Genomic DNA, 15,545 nt, shown 5'->3' with positions numbered 1-15,545 from the left:
TAAATTAATATGCCAACAAGCATCTTTGCTCAACACAGTCTATCGCTACGCAAAACCGCTGCCGTTTTATTGGTGGCGATGATATTAATGCTTTTAGATAGCAAAAATCCTGACTGGTTCACGCCTGTGCGTGATACCAGTCATGCGGCTATGCAGCCTATTTATCAATTGTCAGTGTTACCGACCTTTGTCAGTCATTGGGCTGACGGTACTATGATGAGTAAAGAGTCGCTGCGCCGTGAAAACGTACAGCTGCATGCTCAATTATTGCATGCACAAGCCAAATTACAGCAGCAAGATTATATTCTGGCGCAAAACGCACGGCTGCAAGGCATCTTATCAACGACTAAGCCGGATCAATACGATTTAAATTTAGCACAAGTAATTGGTACCGATACCAATCCACTTAAGCAAATCGTGGTGATTAATAAGGGCAGTAAAGATGGTGTGGAAGTGGGTCAGACCGCTATTGATGAAAATGGTATCTTAGGCCAAATCATCAATGTCTATCCTAATACCAGTCGTTTGCTACTGATTACTGATGAGCTGCAATCGGTATCAGTGACAGTAAGACGTACCGGCCAGCGTGCAATTGTGTCGGGGCAAGGCTCTGCGAATGCGTTGAGTCTTGATTATATATTCAAGACCTCTGACATTCGTATTGGGGATGAATTAGTTTCATCAGGTTTGGGTGGACGTTTTCCAGCCGGTTACCGAGTGGGACGTATTGAATACATCAACCCGACTCAAAAAGATAACTTCTTGAATGTCAAAGTCACACCAGCGGCCAACTTTGTTGACAGCTCTTACGTGCTTATTATGCAAGACAGTGAAAATGTACCGACCTATGCCGATGATACTTTTACAGAGTCTTTAGAGTTAACCGAGCCGGCTTATGTACCGCCTAGCCGTATCGCTGAACCCTGATATAAGTCACAATGTGGTATAAATCACTGTTCCCAGCGATTGGCTATCACCTTATAATGACTGCCTAAGCGTTCACTAATAGGTGCTACCGGCATTATGATGAAACCCTCCTTAAATCCGATGCAAGCCTTGCTGGTTGTTGTTGCAAGCTTTGTTATTGCATCTGTCATTAATATCTACCCCATGAGTTTAAGTGCTTCGAGTCTACGCCCTATGGCACTTATCATGGTGCTTGTGTTTTGGCTTATCTATAAACCCAAATATGTGGGTGTGGGTACAGCGTTTATCGTGGGTATTATTTGCGACTTACTATTAGATACGCGTTTAGGGCAACAAGGGTTTGCGGCAGTGGTTATGGCTTTTGCGATTCGTTTTATTAATCAATATATTCGAGACCTTAATCTATCCATGACTTGGTTGGTCGCAGCGGGTGCGCTGATTGTGTTCCAAATTATATTGTGGTTGGTACAATATATCACCCAAAATATCTTCTTTACTGGCGGCATCTCTGGTCTATTGGTTAGTATTGTGACGTGGCCGTTGGTTTATTTAGCATTAGTGCGTTTTAGACGCTAGCTTTTTTCTAAAAGAAGATTATCTCTTAAACCGATGCTAATTAACCCAAACTATTTCTAGCTTTACCAAAAACACGACTACTGGATTTATAATGAATATTATTCTTGCTTCTACCTCGCCCAGACGTCGGCAACTACTGTCATTGGCGGAGCTTGATTTTGTGACTCAAGCGGTGGAAATAGATGAGACAGTAGAGACTAACGAATTACCGCAAGACTATATTGTGCGCATGGTGGGTGCCAAAGCTAAAGAAGCATGTCAATCACTAATCAATACGCTCAATCAGCATCAAGAAAATAATGATAACGACAATCATAGTCTAATTATCACCTCAGACACGATAGGCGTGCTCAGTGATGGGCATAGTATTCTGGTCAAGCCCACTGACAAGGCAGATGCCTTTGCGATGTGGTCAAAGATGTCAGCTAATAGTCATAGTGTTTGGACAGCGGTTCAATTAACCGTAATCGATAGTACTGGTCAGGTCCTAGATGCAGAGACTGTATTAGAAAAAACAGACGTTGTCTTTATTGAGTTAAATGAAGAGGCGATGGAAGCGTATTGGGCGACCGGTGAGCCGAAAGATAAAGCGGGCGGCTATGCGATTCAGGGCAAAGGTGCTGCTTGGGTAGAGCGTATTAATGGCAGCTATACTAATGTGGTAGGCCTGCCGTTAGCGCAAACCTTGGCGGCGATAGATAGGCTGCAACACAAATTTAATAAACGATAATGGGCGAAAGATAACAATTTATCGGTGCCAGTGCTACACTGAGAACAAGTAAAAATATAACAATGTCTCGTCGATAATTATAACGCTTCACTACTCATAGAATAATTAAGGTAAAAGGTCTGCTATGTCAGAAGAGCTACTCATTAATGTCAGCCCAATGGAATCTCGAGTTGCCGTTTTGGATAATGGCGTGGTCAGCGAGATTTATATTGAGCGGCACAATAAGCTAGGTCTAGTTGGCAATATTTATCTCGGTACTGTGGTGCGTGTTTTGCCGGGTATGCAGGCCGCTTTTGTAGATATTGGTCAATCACGTACTGCGTTTTTACATGTCAATGATATGCGCCGTGTACCGCGCAATCCTCCTAAAGAAAAACCATCCGAAACGACTACCCATCATCATGTCACACGAGAACCGACCGTACTGACCAGTATGCCGGTTGATCGTTGTGAGCATTTAGCCGAAAATGTGGCGACAGATAACGGTTCGGTTGTGAATTCTGAAAGCAGTGATGCTAAAGATGCCAATAATATGACCATGGCCGCTCTTAAGAAAGCAGAAGTTGAGTCAGCAGGGTTACGCGAAAAGCAATCGGCATTAGCAGATGAGTCCAATCAATCAGATAGCGACTTGCCAGATACGGTGGGTAATGCCATCACTCAAATAGATCCAAAGCCATCTACGACCAAAGACCGACAAATCATTGAGCCTCCGCGCCATGAGTTGATTCAATACCGTCTGCAAGAAGGTCAGAAAATACTGGTACAGGTCACCAAAGACCAATTGGGTACTAAGGGCGCACGGCTAACGACTAATATCTCTTTACCATCTCGCTACCTCGTGTATCTACCATCAAGCGAGCACATCGGTATTTCACAGCGTATTGATAATGAAGAAGAGCGTACTCGCTTAAAGACGGAGCTGTCGCAGCTAATGCAAACAGTGAGTTTAACCGGTGGTTTGATTGCTCGTACTGCCGCAGAGCGGGTACCCGTCGCTAAGCTTGAAGAAGATATCTATTATCTTGTACAGCTGTGGCGTACTATTCAAGCGCGAAAAGAAGAGTCGGCGATTAGTAATAAAACTGCCGTGCTCATCTATCAAGAGCTGTCTTTAGCGCTACGATCCATTCGCGATCTAGTGCATGCCGATACCGAAAAGGTCATCGTTGATAACGAAGGCATGTATAACGAAGTACGTCAGTTTGCCAAAGAGTTTGTACCCTTTGTTTATCCGCGTATTCTGCCCTATACCGGTGAGCAGCCTTTATTTGATGTCCACCGTGTTGAGGATGACCTACGCGATGCGCTCAAGCGCCGTGTCGATTTAAAATCTGGCGGTTATCTGATTATTGATCAAACCGAAGCGATGACCACCATTGATGTCAATACAGGCTCGTTTGTCGGTGGTCGCTCTTTAGAGGACACAGTATACAAAACCAACTTAGAAGCCACTCACGCCATTGCTAGACAGCTGAGATTGCGTAATTTAGGTGGTATCATTATTCTTGACTTTATCGACATGCTAGAGCAAGAGCATAAAGATGATGTGTTAGAGAGTCTGCAGCATCAGTTATCACAAGATTATGCCAAAACTAAAATTACTCAGGTCAGTGAGCTTGGACTGGTTGAGATGACCCGTAAGCGCACCCGTGAATCGCTTGAACAGCAGCTATGCGAGCCGTGTAAGACCTGTGAGGGCAAAGGCTTTATTAAAACGGCTGAAACGGTTTGTTTTGAGATTTTCCGTGAAATCATGCGCTGTGCACGCACTTATAACTCACCGAAGAAGTTTACAGTGGTGGCGCATGCGGCAGTGATTGACTTATTACTATCGTCTGAGGCGGACACGGTTGCTGATTTAGAGTATTTAGTAGGCAAAGTGATTACTTTTGAAGTCGAAAATCTGTACACCCAAGAGCAATATGACATCGTTTTAGACTAATTATAGCTATTATTTATAAACTCATTATTAAGTAAAGCAGGGTAGTAGGCAGTCGAATAACCGCTTAAAATAAATGTTATTAATCTGTAAATATTGCTGCTAAGCCCGAGTTTAAAGCGGTTAGTAATAAATATTAAACTTGCAATCATCTGTGAGCTGTGTATAATACACACCACTGAATTTATATGAGCGTTTCAAGTGGATGCAAGTGAAAATACGGTAACGTATTTAAACAATCAACACTTCTAAAGCTTGACGTTAATACAGCTGGAGCATCGTTTCCGGCACTAATTTCATTCTTCTTTGCTACCTTCCTAAATGGAAATGGTGGGCAAGGATTAAACTTATTTTGTTTTTTGTATTGTTAGATGTGGTTTTAATCATTATTTGACCAAAAAATGAATCATTTATATAACGGCTATTTATCATCGATTACTGTCATTAGGGCAATAATCACAGATAAAACCATTTATTAGGAGCTTGCTGGCATGGCTAACCAGAGAATCCGTATCCGACTAAAGTCTTTTGATCATAGATTGATCGATCAGTCGGCACAAGAGATTGTCGATACCGCAAAGCGCACTGGTGCGCAAGTTTGTGGTCCTGTACCGTTGCCTACTCGCATAGAGCGTTTCAATGTCCTAACCTCGCCACACGTCAACAAAGACGCGCGAGATCAGTACGAGATTCGTACTCACAAGCGTATGCTTGACATCGTGCAACCGACTGATAAAACAGTTGACGCATTGATGAAATTGGACTTGGCTGCTGGTGTAGACGTTCAAATCGCATTGGGTTAATCAAATAAGTACGTCACTAATTAATGCGTACTGATTAATATAGAGCGACTTAGTAAAAATTACCCAAACTATTAATTGAAGATATAAAGAGGTTTAACATGGCGATCGGTTTAGTCGGTAAGAAATGCGGCATGACCCGTGTCTTCACTGAAACAGGCGCTTCTATCCCTGTAACAGTTGTTGAGGTCGATGCAAACCGCATTACTCAAATAAAAACGAATGACACTGACGGCTATCAAGCCATTCAAGTCACCACAGGCGTACGACGTGACAGCCGCGTAACAGCAGCACAAAAAGGTCACTTCGCTAAAGCAGGCGTTAAAGCCGGCCGTGGTATGTGGGAATTTCGTGTTACAGAAGAAGAGCTAGAAGGACGTGAAGCGGGTAGCGAAATTGCTGCTGATCTATTTGAAACAGGGCAACTTGTTGATGTAACAGGTCAAAGCAAAGGTAAAGGCTTCCAAGGTGGCGTAAAACGTCATAACTTTAGTATGCAAGATGCTACTCACGGTAACTCAGTATCGCATCGCGCGCTGGGTTCTACAGGTCAGAACCAAAGTCCAGGTAAAGTTTTCAAAGGTAAGAAAATGCCAGGGCAAATGGGTAACAAACAAGTTACCGTTCAAGGACTTGAAGTCGTGTCAGTAGACGCTGAAAAAGGTCTTCTCGTCATTAAAGGTGCCATTCCAGGCGCCAATGGTGGCGATGTCATCGTACGTCCGTCAATCAAAGCCTAAGCAAGGGGATTAACGTGAATTTAAAAACTGTTACAGGCGCAGCGGTTGAGCTGTCTGACACGGCATTTGGTCGTGAATTCAACGAAGCCCTCGTTCACCAGGTCGTCACTGCATATTTAGCAGGCGCACGTCAGGGTACACGCGCACAAAAGACTCGTGCTGAAGTTTCTGGCGGTGGTAAGAAGCCATGGCGTCAAAAAGGCACAGGCCGTGCACGTGCAGGCTCTATCCGTGGCCCAATCTGGCGTGGTGGTGGTCGAGCATTTGCTGCTAAGCCACAAGACTGGTCACAAAAAGTGAACCGTAAAATGTATCGCGGTGCGATGCAGTGTATCTTAGCCGAATTAGTTCGCCAAGATCGTCTAATTTTAGTTGAAGATATTAATATCTCAGCTCCTAAGACGAAAGAGCTAATCAGCAAGTTAGAAGAACTGAATGCACCAAGAGCATTAATCGTGACCAATGAAGTTTCTGAAAACTTATATTTAGCGGCTCGTAACATTCCACATGTGAATGTTCTAGGCACTAACGAAGTGGATCCAGTTAGCTTGATTGCGTTTGATAAAGTCATCATGTCTGTTGACGCAGCGAAACAATTTGAGGAAGCACTAGCATGAATAACGCAAGACTTTATCAGGTCTTAAAAGGGCCTGTGTTCTCAGAAAAATCTCAGCTGTTAGGTGACTCGCTAGGTGTTCAAGTTTTCAAAGTAGATGGAAACGCCACTAAGCGTGAAATCAAGAAAGCAGTCGAGTTAATGTTTGAAGGTGTGGAAGTTACTAAAGTAAACACCTTAAATGTTAAAGGTAAGACAAAGCGTTTTGGTAAGAGCATCGGTCGTCGTAATGACTATAAAAAAGCCTATGTTACCTTAAAAGCTGGTCAAGATGTACAAATGGCTGATGCTGGTGAAGACGTTGCAGAAACTGCACCTTCTACTAGCGAAACAGCGAACAACGAATAAGGATACAACTCATGCCTATCGTAAAAGCAAAGCCAACATCACCAGGTCGCCGTTTTGTTGAAAAAGTGGTGCATCCACACCTTTACAAAGGTCGTCCGCATGCGCCGCTTGTTGAAGCACAAGGCAAATCAGGTGGTCGTAACAACAATGGTCGTATCACAACACGTCACATTGGTGGTGGACACAAGCAACATTATCGTATTATCGATTTCAAGCGTACTAAAGACAATATCCCAGCGACGGTAGAGCGTATCGAATACGATCCTAACCGTACAGCGCATATTGCATTACTTAAGTATGCTGATGGTGAGCGTCGTTACATTATCGCCCCTAAAAAACTTAGCGTTGGTGATACTGTATTGTCAGGTGAGACTTCACCTATCCGTCCAGGTAACTGCCTACCATTAAAAAATATTCCAGTAGGTTCTGTTATTAGTAACGTTGAACTAAAAATCGGTAAAGGCGCGCAATTAGCTCGCTCAGCTGGTGCATCAGTTCAGTTACTTGGTAAAGATGGCATCTATGCAATCTTACGTTTACGTTCAGGCGAGACTCGCCGTGTACACGTGAATTGCCGTGCTGTTATCGGTGAAGTTTCAAATACTGAAAACAACCTAAAATCACTTGGTAAAGCAGGTGCATCACGCTGGCGTGGTGTTCGCCCAACGGTTCGCGGTACAGCGATGAACCCAGTTGATCACCCACATGGTGGTGGTGAAGGTCGTACTATGGGTAAACATCCAACAACGCCATGGGGTCAGAAGACCAAAGGTCTTAAAACGCGTTCTAATAAGCGTACTGACAGTATGATCATCCGTCGCCGTCGCGCCAAGAAGAAATAAAGGAAAATTTCATGCCTCGTTCATTGAAAAAAGGTCCATTCATTGATGCGCATCTGTTTGCCAAAGTAGAGAACGCTCTTGAGTCTAACTCACGTAAGCCAATCAAAACTTGGTCACGTCGCTCGATGATTCTGCCACAAATGGTTGGTTTAACAATTTCTGTTCATAATGGCCGTACTCATGTACCGGTTATCATTAGTGAGCAAATGGTTGGCCATAAACTAGGTGAATTTGCCCCGACCCGTACGTATCGCGGTCATGGCTTTGACAAGAAAGCAAAAAAATAAGGTGCTCACTATGGAAGTAACTGCAAAATTACGCGGTGCCGCCATTTCGGCACAGAAAGTTCGACTTGTCGCAGATGAGATTCGTGGTAAGTCTATTGAGCGTGCTTTGGATATCCTTGCGTTCAGCAACAAAAAAGGCGCAGTATTCGTCAAGAAATGTCTTGAGTCTGCTATTGCCAATGCTGAACACAACCACGGTTTAGATATTGATACACTTAAAGTATCAACTATCTATGTGGATGAAGGCATCACGCTAAAGCGTATCCTACCACGTGCAAAGGGTCGTGCTGATCGTATCAGTAAGCGTACCTGTCACATTACTGTTAAGGTAGGAGAATAATTCATGGGACAAAAAGTACATCCAATCGGAATTCGTCTTGGTGTTGTAAAAAAACACAACGCTAACTGGTATGCAGACCCAAAACAATATTCTGAATACCTAATCAACGATATCCAAGTACGTGATTACCTTCGCAAGAAGTTAGACAATGCTATGGTAAGCCATATTATGATCGAGCGTCCTACTGGCGCTGCTAAGATCACAATTTCAACGGCTCGTCCTGGTATCGTAATTGGTAAGAAAGGCGAGGATATTGAGAAGCTACAGAAAGAATTAACCAAAATGATGGGCGTACCAGCTCAGGTTAATATCGAAGAAATTACTTCTCCAGATTTAGATGCCCGCCTTGTTGCTGAAGGTATCGCAAGCCAGTTAGAACGCCGTGTTATGTTCCGCCGCGCTATGAAGCGCGCCGTACAAAACAGCATGCGTTCTGGCGCTCAAGGTATTAAAGTTGAGCTGTCTGGTCGTTTAGGTGGTGCTGAAATTGCACGTACTGAATGGTATCGTGAAGGTCGTGTACCTTTACATACGCTTCGTGCTGACATTGATTATGCATCAATCCGCGCTGAGACAACTTACGGAACCATTGGTGTTAAAGTATGGATTTTCCGTGGTGAGATTCTAGATGGTATGGATAGCGTTTATAATCCTCCTAAAGAAGATAAATCTCGCGCTCCAAAACGTCGCGGCCGTGGTAACCGTCGCAATTCCGACAGAGCAAACACAGATAGAGGTTAAGCTATGTTACAACCAAAACGTACCAAATTTCGTAAAATGTTCAAAGGGCGTAACACGGGTTTAGCTCATCGTGGTAGCACTGTTGCATTTGGTCAATTTGGCCTAAAATCAGTTGGACGTGGCCGTATGACCGCTCGTCAAATTGAAGCAGCACGTCGTGCTATTACTCGTAAAGTTAAACGCGGTGGTAAAATCTGGATTCGTGTATTCCCTGACAAACCAATTACTGAAAAACCATTAGAAGTTCGTATGGGTAAAGGTAAAGGTCCTGTTGAGTACTGGGTATGCGAAATCAAACCAGGTAAAATGCTTTATGAGATCGAAGGGGTATCAGAAGAATTAGCACGCGAAGCGTTCACGCTAGCAGCCGCTAAACTTCCCTTCAAAACTACCATTGTTAAGCGGACGATAATGTAATGAAGATCAGTGAATTACGAGACAAATCAGTAGAAGAGCTGACTGGATTACTAGATGAGAAGCAACTTGACGCTTTCCGTCTTCGTATGGCAAAAGCCACCGGTCAACTAGGTAGCACACACGAAGTCAAAGCAAATCGCCGTGCGATTGCTCAGATTAAGACTTTGATTAATGAGAAACAAAGAGGCGCCTAATGAGTAACGATATTCAACAAACCGAAGGTGTAGGTATTGTTACTGGTAAGGTTGTCAGTAACAAGATGGATAAGTCTATTACAGTGCTAATCGAACGTAAAGTTCGTCACCCACTATATGGCAAACAGATCCGTCGTTCTACAAAAATTAAAGCCCACGATGAAAACAATGTCTGTAAAGAAGGGGATGTGGTTCGTATTGCTGAAACACGCCCAATCTCTAAGACTAAGTCTTGGAAATTAGTTGACGTTGTGGAAACAGCGGAAAAAATATAAGCAAATTGCAATTGGCATTAATAACTGGTAGAATACGCCCCCTTGTGGTGACATACCAGATAAGTGAAGTCGTTCCAGAATCATCGTTTTAATGATGAGTAGGGGTGATTCCACCAGTATAGTTATTGCCTGTTGTATATGATTGGAGTAACGCGATGATTCAGACTGAAACAATTCTGGAAGTTGCAGATAATAGTGGTGCACGACGTGTACAGTGTATTAAGGTTCTTGGCGGTTCACATCGTCGTTATGCCTCTGTAGGCGACATCATTAAAGTATCTGTTAAAGAAGCAATTCCACGTGGTCGTGTTAAGAAAGGCGATGTAATGAATGCTGTGGTTGTACGTACCAAAAAAGGTGTACGTCGTCCAGATGGTTCAGTACTTCGCTTTGATGACAACGCCGCTGTATTGCTTAACCAGAATAAAGCCCCGATTGCCACTCGTATCTTTGGGCCGGTAACTCGTGAACTACGTGGTGATCAATTCATGAAGATTGTATCACTAGCACCAGAAGTACTGTAGAGGTAACCCATGGCTAAATTACGTAAAGGCGACACTGTTCTTGTTATTGCTGGTAAAGATAAAGGCAAACAAGGCACTGTGCTAGCGGTAAAAAATGACCGTATTAAAGTTGAAGGTATTAATATTGTAACCAAACACCAAAAGCCAAATGCGGCAACTGGTGCTGAAGGTGGCATTATTAAGCAAGAAGCATTTTTACATATCTCAAACGTCGCAATTTTTAATGCGCAAACCCAAAAAGCTGATCGTATTACTTATCAGTTTGACGATGAAGGCAACAAACAACGTGTCTATCGCTCAAACGGTGAAGTAGTGGCGACTGCGTAAAACACTAAGGGTGTAATAGCAATGGCTAGATTAAAATCATTATACAATGACCAGTACAAGCAGCAGATCAAAGAAGAACTGGGCTTAGAAAACGTCATGCAAGTACCAAAAATTACCAAAATTACTCTTAACATGGGTGTTGGCGGTGCTTCACAAGACAAGAAGCTTTTAGAAGGTGCCGTAGCGGACATGACTGCAATTGCAGGTCAGAAGCCGGTCATCACTAAAGCTCGTAAATCTGTCGCAGGCTTTAAAATTCGTGAAGAATGGCCAATTGGTTGTAAAGTGACACTTCGTGGCGAGCAAATGTATGAGTTTTTAGATCGTCTCATTGCTATTGCTATCCCACGTATCCGTGACTTCCGTGGCTTTTCTCCAAAAGCATTCGACGGTCGTGGTAACTACTCGTTAGGTATTAAAGAGCAAATCGTTTTCCCAGAAGTTGATTATGACAAGATTGATCGCCTTCGTGGGCTTGATATCACTATCACGACATCTGCTCAGGATGACGAGCAGGGTCGCGCACTGCTTAAAGCATTCGGCTTCCCATTCAAATAGGAATAAAGCATTATGGCAAAAAAGAGCATGATTAATCGCGAGTTAAAACGCGAGAAAATGGTTGCTAAGTATGCTGAGAAGCGTGCAAAGCTTAAAGCAATCATTAGTGATGTAAATGCAAGTGACGAAGAGAGAATGGAAGCAATTCTTGAGCTTCAATCTCTTCCGCGTAATTCATCACCAGTAAGACTACGTAATCGTTGTGCCGTAACTGGCCGTCCTCATGGTTACTTTCGTAAGTTTGGTTTATCACGTAACATTTTACGCGAACGCGTAATGCAAGGTGATGTTCCAGGCGTTCGTAAAGCTAGTTGGTAAGGGAGTAATACTATGAGTATGCAAGATACAGTTGCTGATATGCTAACCCGTATCCGTAACGCACAAATGGCACGTAAAGTTAATGTTGCTATGCCTAACTCTAAACTACGTAAGTCAATTGCTGACCTACTAGTTCAAGAAGGTTACATCGCTTCTGCTGAAGTAACTGAACAAAGCAATGGTAAAGCAACCTTGACTATCGAACTAAAATATTTCGAAGGCAAGCCTGTTATCGAAGTAATTAAACGCTACAGTCGTCCAGGTCTACGTCAATACCGCGGTAAAGACGCTATTCCCACGGTACAGCAAGGTTTAGGCGTTGCAATTGTTTCAACCAGTAAAGGTATCATGAGCGATCGCGCTGCTCGTGCTGCTGGTATTGGCGGTGAAGTAATCGCATTTGTTGCTTAAATCACTATTTGTATTATTTAACTTTTTAAAACACTATTAATCAGTTATAATAGGCGCCTTTATTTAGGCACCTATTAAGTTAATAGTATTAAAAGCTTATCTAATATAGAGCTGATTATATAAATTAACAGGCCTAGTGCCTGTTAATTTTTTCATAATCATTCGTTATTTATCTGTAATTAAGGAATATTCCTATGTCTCGTGTGGCTAAAGCCCCAGTAACATTGCCTAAGGGCGTAAGTGTTACTTTGAACGGTCAGCAGGTTGAAGTTAAAGGCAGTAAAGGTACTATGTCTTTACACCTGCATGATTTGGTCGAGCTAAAACAAGAAGATGATCAACTGATCTTATCACCTGTTTCTGACTCTAAAGAAGCATGGATGCACACTGGCACAATGCGTTCTACATTGAACAACTTTGCTATCGGTGTATCTGAAGGCTTTGAAAGACGTCTACAGTTGATTGGTGTTGGTTACCGTGCTCAAGTAGCGGGTAATAAAATAACCTTAAACGTTGGTTATTCACATCCAATCGAGTACACGCTTCCAGAAGGTGTAACTGCTGAGACGCCAACTCAAACTGAAATCATTTTAAAATCTAATGATAAGCAGGCACTGGGTCAAGCTGCTGCGAAAATCCGTGGTTATCGTCCACCTGAGCCTTATAAAGGTAAAGGTATTCGCTATAGTGACGAGCATGTGGTTCGTAAAGAAGCTAAGAAAAAATAAGGTGAAATGACATGTTTGATAAAAAAGCTGCTCGCTTACGTCGAGCTAAAAAGACACGTGCCCACATCCGCTATTTGGGTGTGCATCGGTTAGTAGTTAACCGTACTCCACGCCATATCTATGCGCAGATCATTTCTCCAACCGGCGGAGAAGTATTGGCTCAAGCGTCTACGCTTGATAGCACTTTACGCTCTGGCGCTACTGGTAACGTTGAAGCAGCAAAAGCTGTTGGTCAACTTATTGCTGAACGTGGAAAATCTGCTGGCATCACAAAAGTCGCCTTTGACCGTAGTGGTTTTAAATACCATGGCCGTGTTAAAGCATTGGCTGACGCCGCTCGTGAAAATGGATTGGAGTTTTAATCATGGCTAAAGTAGAACAAAATGACGGTCTAGTAGAGAAGTTAGTCTCTGTTGATCGCGTATCAAAAGTTGTTAAAGGTGGTCGTATCTTCTCATTCACAGCATTAACTGTTGTTGGTGATGGTAATGGCCGTGTTGGTTTTGGACGTGGTAAAGCTCGTGAAGTTCCTGCTGCTATCCAAAAAGCACTTGAAGCTGCTAAACGCAACATGATCACTGTTGATCTTGATGGCGTAACACTTCAGCATCCTATCGTTGCTCGTCATGGTGCTAGTAAAGTATACATGCAGCCTGCTAACGAAGGTACTGGCGTAATCGCCGGTGGCGCTGTACGTGCCGTATTAGAATCAGCTGGTGTTGAAGACGTATTAACTAAATGTTACGGTTCAACGAACCCAACAAACGTAGTACGCGCAACATTCAATGGTTTACGTGATATGTCGTCACCTGAAAAGGCGGCTGCAAAACGTGGTAAATCTGTAGACGAAATCTTGGGCTAACCATTTTTTAGATATTAAAGTAGGTGAGTTACGATGAAAACAATGAAAGTTACTCAAATTAAATCTGGTGCCCATCGCCTCAAGAGCCATAAAGCTTGTCTTATGGGCCTTGGTTTACGCCGTATTGGACATACAGTTGAAGTTGAAGACACGCCTTCAACCCGTGGAATGGTGAATCGCATCAATTACATGGTTAAAGTGGAGGAAGCGTAATGGGACTTAAATTAAACGAATTATCACCAGGTATTGGTGCTAAGAAAACTGCCCACCGTAAAGGTCGTGGTATTGGTTCGGGCCTTGGTAAAACTGGTGGCCGTGGTGTGAAAGGTCAAAAATCACGCTCAGGTTCAAGCATTCGTCGTGGATTTGAAGGTGGCCAAATGCCTTTATTCCGCCGTGTGCCTAAGTTTGGCTTTACCAGTCAAATGGCATTCACTACTGCACAAGTACGTTTATCTGAGCTGAATAAGCTTGATGGCGATGTAGTCAGTGTTGAAACTTTAAAAGCTGCTAACATTATCCGTCATGACATGAAACGCGCACGTATCATCTTATCTGGCGAGATTAATAAAGCTTACACTTTTAAAGGTGTTAAAGTGACTAAAGGTGCTAAGGCTGCTATTGAAGCTGCTGGCGGTACTGTTGAAGTCGCTGAGGGTACTGAGGAGTAATTTAAATGGCTAAGCAATCTGCGCCTACCTCTGCAATTCCGATGAACCCGCTTGTCTTTATCCGTAAGTATGATGAGCTATGGAATCGTCTGTTATTTTTGATAGGGGCGCTGGTTGTCTACCGTTTAGGTTCACATATCCCAGTTCCTGGTATTAATCCAGTTAGCCTAGCAGAGCTATTCTCTCGTAACGAAAACACCATCTTGAGCATGTTTAATATGTTCTCAGGTGGTGCTTTAGAGCGAATGTCTATCATGGCTTTAGGTATTATGCCTTACATTTCGGCTTCTATTATTGTTCAAATGATGTCAGCTGTGTTGCCCTCATTGGAAGCCTTAAAAAAAGAAGGAGAGGCCGGGCGCCGTAAACTTAATAAGTATACGCGTCAAGGGACTCTCTTTTTGGCATCTATTCAAGCCATCTTTATGTGTACTGGATTAATCAGCCAAAATCTGACTTTATCCTCAGGTTTAACTTTTTATATTCCTGCTGTAAGCTCGCTTGTAGCAGGTGCCATGTTTTTGATGTGGCTTGGTGAACAAATTACAGAGCGCGGTGTGGGCAACGGTATTTCGATGCTGATTTTTGCCAGTATTGTATCCAGTGTTCCTAGTATGTTAGGGCAATCTTTTGAGATGGTTCGGAACGATCCGCAAAGCTTGATTGTACTGCTTGTATTTGCTGTTTTAGGTATAGCGGTTACCGCAGGTATCGTCTTTATTGAACGAGCCCAGCGTCGTATTCCGGTTAACTATGCTCAAAAGCAACAACAAGGCCGCAAAATTTATGCTGATCAGCAATCACATCTGCCTTTAAAGATTAATATGGCCGGTGTTATTCCAGCAATTTTTGCCAGTGCGTTGTTGATGTTCCCAGCAAGTTTAGGCCAGTGGGTTGGTAACTCTGCTGATCCAAGTATGTGGCAACAACTATTACAAACTATGTCTTTAGTCTTAGCGCCAGGTCAGCCATTATATTTAGTGCTATTTGGAGCGATGATTATTTTCTTCTGTTATTTCTATACGGCGCTAGTTTTTAGCCCACGTGAAGTAGCTGAGAACTTGAAGCGTAGTGGGGCATACATTCCAGGTATTAGACCGGGTCTTCAAACACAACGTTATTTAGATCATGTATTAAATCGTTTAACCTTTATCGGTGCGATATACATGACTGTGATTTGTTTGATGCCGATGCTCCTACAGTCTTCATTTGGCATACCATTCCACTTAGGTGGTACATCACTCTTAATTATGGTAGTCGTAGTTATGGACTTTATCTCCCAGCTACAGGCTCACTTAATGACACATCAGTATCATGATCAAACTCTTATTAAATAAGTTCTACATGTAGCCTATCTAAGAGAGTTTGTTC

25 protein-coding genes and 1 pseudogene are annotated in these 15,545 nt (G+C 43.0%); all 26 read left to right on the top strand.

Annotation, left to right across the window (positions count from 1 at the left end):
- Window positions 1-9 precede the first annotated feature (9 nt).
- The 26 genes and pseudogenes from mreC (at window position 10) to secY (ending at window position 15,511) form a co-directional block, all read left to right on the top strand.
- The gene (gene mreC, locus AC2SLO_RS11310; RefSeq protein ID WP_486541795.1) at window positions 10-927 is read left to right on the top strand and encodes a rod shape-determining protein MreC; all 918 of its coding nucleotides are present in this window, start codon (window positions 10-12) and stop codon (window positions 925-927) included.
- A gap of 96 nt (window positions 928-1,023) precedes the next feature.
- Complete coding sequence (gene mreD / locus AC2SLO_RS11305; protein WP_486541797.1) at window positions 1,024-1,503, top strand: rod shape-determining protein MreD; 480 nt, start codon at window positions 1,024-1,026, stop codon at window positions 1,501-1,503.
- 91 nt (window positions 1,504-1,594) lie between these two features.
- The gene (locus AC2SLO_RS11300; protein WP_486541799.1) at window positions 1,595-2,233 is read left to right on the top strand and encodes a Maf family protein; all 639 of its coding nucleotides are present in this window, start codon (window positions 1,595-1,597) and stop codon (window positions 2,231-2,233) included.
- 124 nt (window positions 2,234-2,357) lie between these two features.
- Entirely contained in the window at window positions 2,358-4,178 is a 1,821-nt protein-coding gene (locus AC2SLO_RS11295) for an Rne/Rng family ribonuclease (RefSeq protein WP_486541801.1), read from the top strand.
- Between the two features lie 488 nt (window positions 4,179-4,666).
- Window positions 4,667-4,978, top strand: coding sequence for a 30S ribosomal protein S10 (gene rpsJ, locus AC2SLO_RS11290; RefSeq protein WP_007394248.1), 312 nt, complete (start codon window positions 4,667-4,669; stop codon window positions 4,976-4,978).
- A gap of 98 nt (window positions 4,979-5,076) precedes the next feature.
- On the top strand, window positions 5,077-5,715 hold the full coding sequence (gene rplC / locus AC2SLO_RS11285; RefSeq protein ID WP_486541803.1) for a 50S ribosomal protein L3: 639 nt from the start codon (window positions 5,077-5,079) through the stop codon (window positions 5,713-5,715).
- 14 nt (window positions 5,716-5,729) lie between these two features.
- Window positions 5,730-6,332, top strand: a complete 603-nt coding sequence (gene rplD / locus AC2SLO_RS11280) for a 50S ribosomal protein L4 (RefSeq protein ID WP_486541805.1) — start codon at window positions 5,730-5,732, stop codon at window positions 6,330-6,332.
- Window positions 6,329-6,679 (top strand): 50S ribosomal protein L23, encoded by a 351-nt coding sequence (gene rplW, locus AC2SLO_RS11275; protein ID WP_486541807.1) that lies wholly within the window; start codon window positions 6,329-6,331, stop codon window positions 6,677-6,679. The genes rplD and rplW overlap by 4 nt, the downstream gene beginning before the upstream one ends.
- A gap of 11 nt (window positions 6,680-6,690) precedes the next feature.
- Window positions 6,691-7,521, top strand: a complete 831-nt coding sequence (gene rplB, locus AC2SLO_RS11270; RefSeq protein ID WP_486541809.1) for a 50S ribosomal protein L2 — start codon at window positions 6,691-6,693, stop codon at window positions 7,519-7,521.
- Window positions 7,522-7,532: 11 nt separating this feature from the next.
- Window positions 7,533-7,808: a 30S ribosomal protein S19 gene (gene rpsS / locus AC2SLO_RS11265; protein WP_486541811.1), complete on the top strand. Its 276-nt coding sequence runs from the start codon at window positions 7,533-7,535 to the stop codon at window positions 7,806-7,808.
- 10 nt (window positions 7,809-7,818) lie between these two features.
- Window positions 7,819-8,148, top strand: coding sequence for a 50S ribosomal protein L22 (gene rplV / locus AC2SLO_RS11260; RefSeq protein WP_026348696.1), 330 nt, complete (start codon window positions 7,819-7,821; stop codon window positions 8,146-8,148).
- A 3-nt stretch (window positions 8,149-8,151) separates the two neighbouring features.
- Window positions 8,152-8,953, top strand: a pseudogene (gene rpsC, locus AC2SLO_RS11255) (30S ribosomal protein S3).
- Entirely contained in the window at window positions 8,893-9,306 is a 414-nt protein-coding gene (gene rplP / locus AC2SLO_RS11250; RefSeq protein WP_486541814.1) for a 50S ribosomal protein L16, read from the top strand. Before rpsC ends, rplP begins: the two are co-directional and overlap by 61 nt.
- A complete protein-coding gene (gene rpmC, locus AC2SLO_RS11245) occupies window positions 9,306-9,500 on the top strand; it encodes a 50S ribosomal protein L29 (RefSeq protein ID WP_028858245.1) in 195 nt (64 codons plus the stop codon). Before rplP ends, rpmC begins: the two co-directional genes overlap by 1 nt.
- Complete coding sequence (gene rpsQ / locus AC2SLO_RS11240) at window positions 9,500-9,775, top strand: 30S ribosomal protein S17 (RefSeq protein WP_486541816.1); 276 nt, start codon at window positions 9,500-9,502, stop codon at window positions 9,773-9,775. Before rpmC ends, rpsQ begins: the two co-directional genes overlap by 1 nt.
- Window positions 9,776-9,930: 155 nt before the next feature.
- Window positions 9,931-10,299 carry a 50S ribosomal protein L14 gene (gene rplN, locus AC2SLO_RS11235; RefSeq protein ID WP_007394238.1) on the top strand — a complete coding sequence of 123 codons (369 nt, stop codon included), beginning with the start codon at window positions 9,931-9,933 and terminating at the stop codon, window positions 10,297-10,299.
- A gap of 9 nt (window positions 10,300-10,308) precedes the next feature.
- A complete protein-coding gene (gene rplX, locus AC2SLO_RS11230) occupies window positions 10,309-10,626 on the top strand; it encodes a 50S ribosomal protein L24 (protein WP_486541818.1) in 318 nt (105 codons plus the stop codon).
- Between the two features lie 21 nt (window positions 10,627-10,647).
- A complete protein-coding gene (rplE, locus tag AC2SLO_RS11225; protein ID WP_019671645.1) occupies window positions 10,648-11,184 on the top strand; it encodes a 50S ribosomal protein L5 in 537 nt (178 codons plus the stop codon).
- A 12-nt stretch (window positions 11,185-11,196) separates the two neighbouring features.
- Window positions 11,197-11,502 carry a 30S ribosomal protein S14 gene (gene rpsN, locus AC2SLO_RS11220; protein ID WP_486541821.1) on the top strand — a complete coding sequence of 102 codons (306 nt, stop codon included), beginning with the start codon at window positions 11,197-11,199 and terminating at the stop codon, window positions 11,500-11,502.
- 12 nt (window positions 11,503-11,514) lie between these two features.
- Complete coding sequence (gene rpsH, locus AC2SLO_RS11215; RefSeq protein WP_486541823.1) at window positions 11,515-11,913, top strand: 30S ribosomal protein S8; 399 nt, start codon at window positions 11,515-11,517, stop codon at window positions 11,911-11,913.
- Between the two features lie 194 nt (window positions 11,914-12,107).
- Window positions 12,108-12,641 (top strand): 50S ribosomal protein L6, encoded by a 534-nt coding sequence (gene rplF, locus AC2SLO_RS11210; RefSeq protein WP_486541825.1) that lies wholly within the window; start codon window positions 12,108-12,110, stop codon window positions 12,639-12,641.
- Window positions 12,642-12,652: 11 nt separating this feature from the next.
- On the top strand, window positions 12,653-13,003 hold the full coding sequence (gene rplR / locus AC2SLO_RS11205; protein ID WP_486541827.1) for a 50S ribosomal protein L18: 351 nt from the start codon (window positions 12,653-12,655) through the stop codon (window positions 13,001-13,003).
- Window positions 13,004-13,005: 2 nt separating this feature from the next.
- Window positions 13,006-13,503 (top strand): 30S ribosomal protein S5, encoded by a 498-nt coding sequence (gene rpsE, locus AC2SLO_RS11200; RefSeq protein WP_019671650.1) that lies wholly within the window; start codon window positions 13,006-13,008, stop codon window positions 13,501-13,503.
- A gap of 33 nt (window positions 13,504-13,536) precedes the next feature.
- A complete protein-coding gene (rpmD, locus tag AC2SLO_RS11195) occupies window positions 13,537-13,716 on the top strand; it encodes a 50S ribosomal protein L30 (RefSeq protein ID WP_011959727.1) in 180 nt (59 codons plus the stop codon).
- Window positions 13,716-14,174 carry a 50S ribosomal protein L15 gene (gene rplO / locus AC2SLO_RS11190; RefSeq protein ID WP_486541830.1) on the top strand — a complete coding sequence of 153 codons (459 nt, stop codon included), beginning with the start codon at window positions 13,716-13,718 and terminating at the stop codon, window positions 14,172-14,174. Before rpmD ends, rplO begins: the two co-directional genes overlap by 1 nt.
- Before the next feature lie 5 nt (window positions 14,175-14,179).
- On the top strand, window positions 14,180-15,511 hold the full coding sequence (gene secY / locus AC2SLO_RS11185) for a preprotein translocase subunit SecY (protein WP_486541832.1): 1,332 nt from the start codon (window positions 14,180-14,182) through the stop codon (window positions 15,509-15,511).
- The last annotated feature ends 34 nt before the right edge of the window (window positions 15,512-15,545 follow it).

This window comes from Psychrobacter sp. CX14, assembly GCF_057396205.2.
The sequence above is the reverse complement of the archived record's forward strand: the minus strand, read 5'-3'. Positions and strand labels throughout refer to the sequence as shown.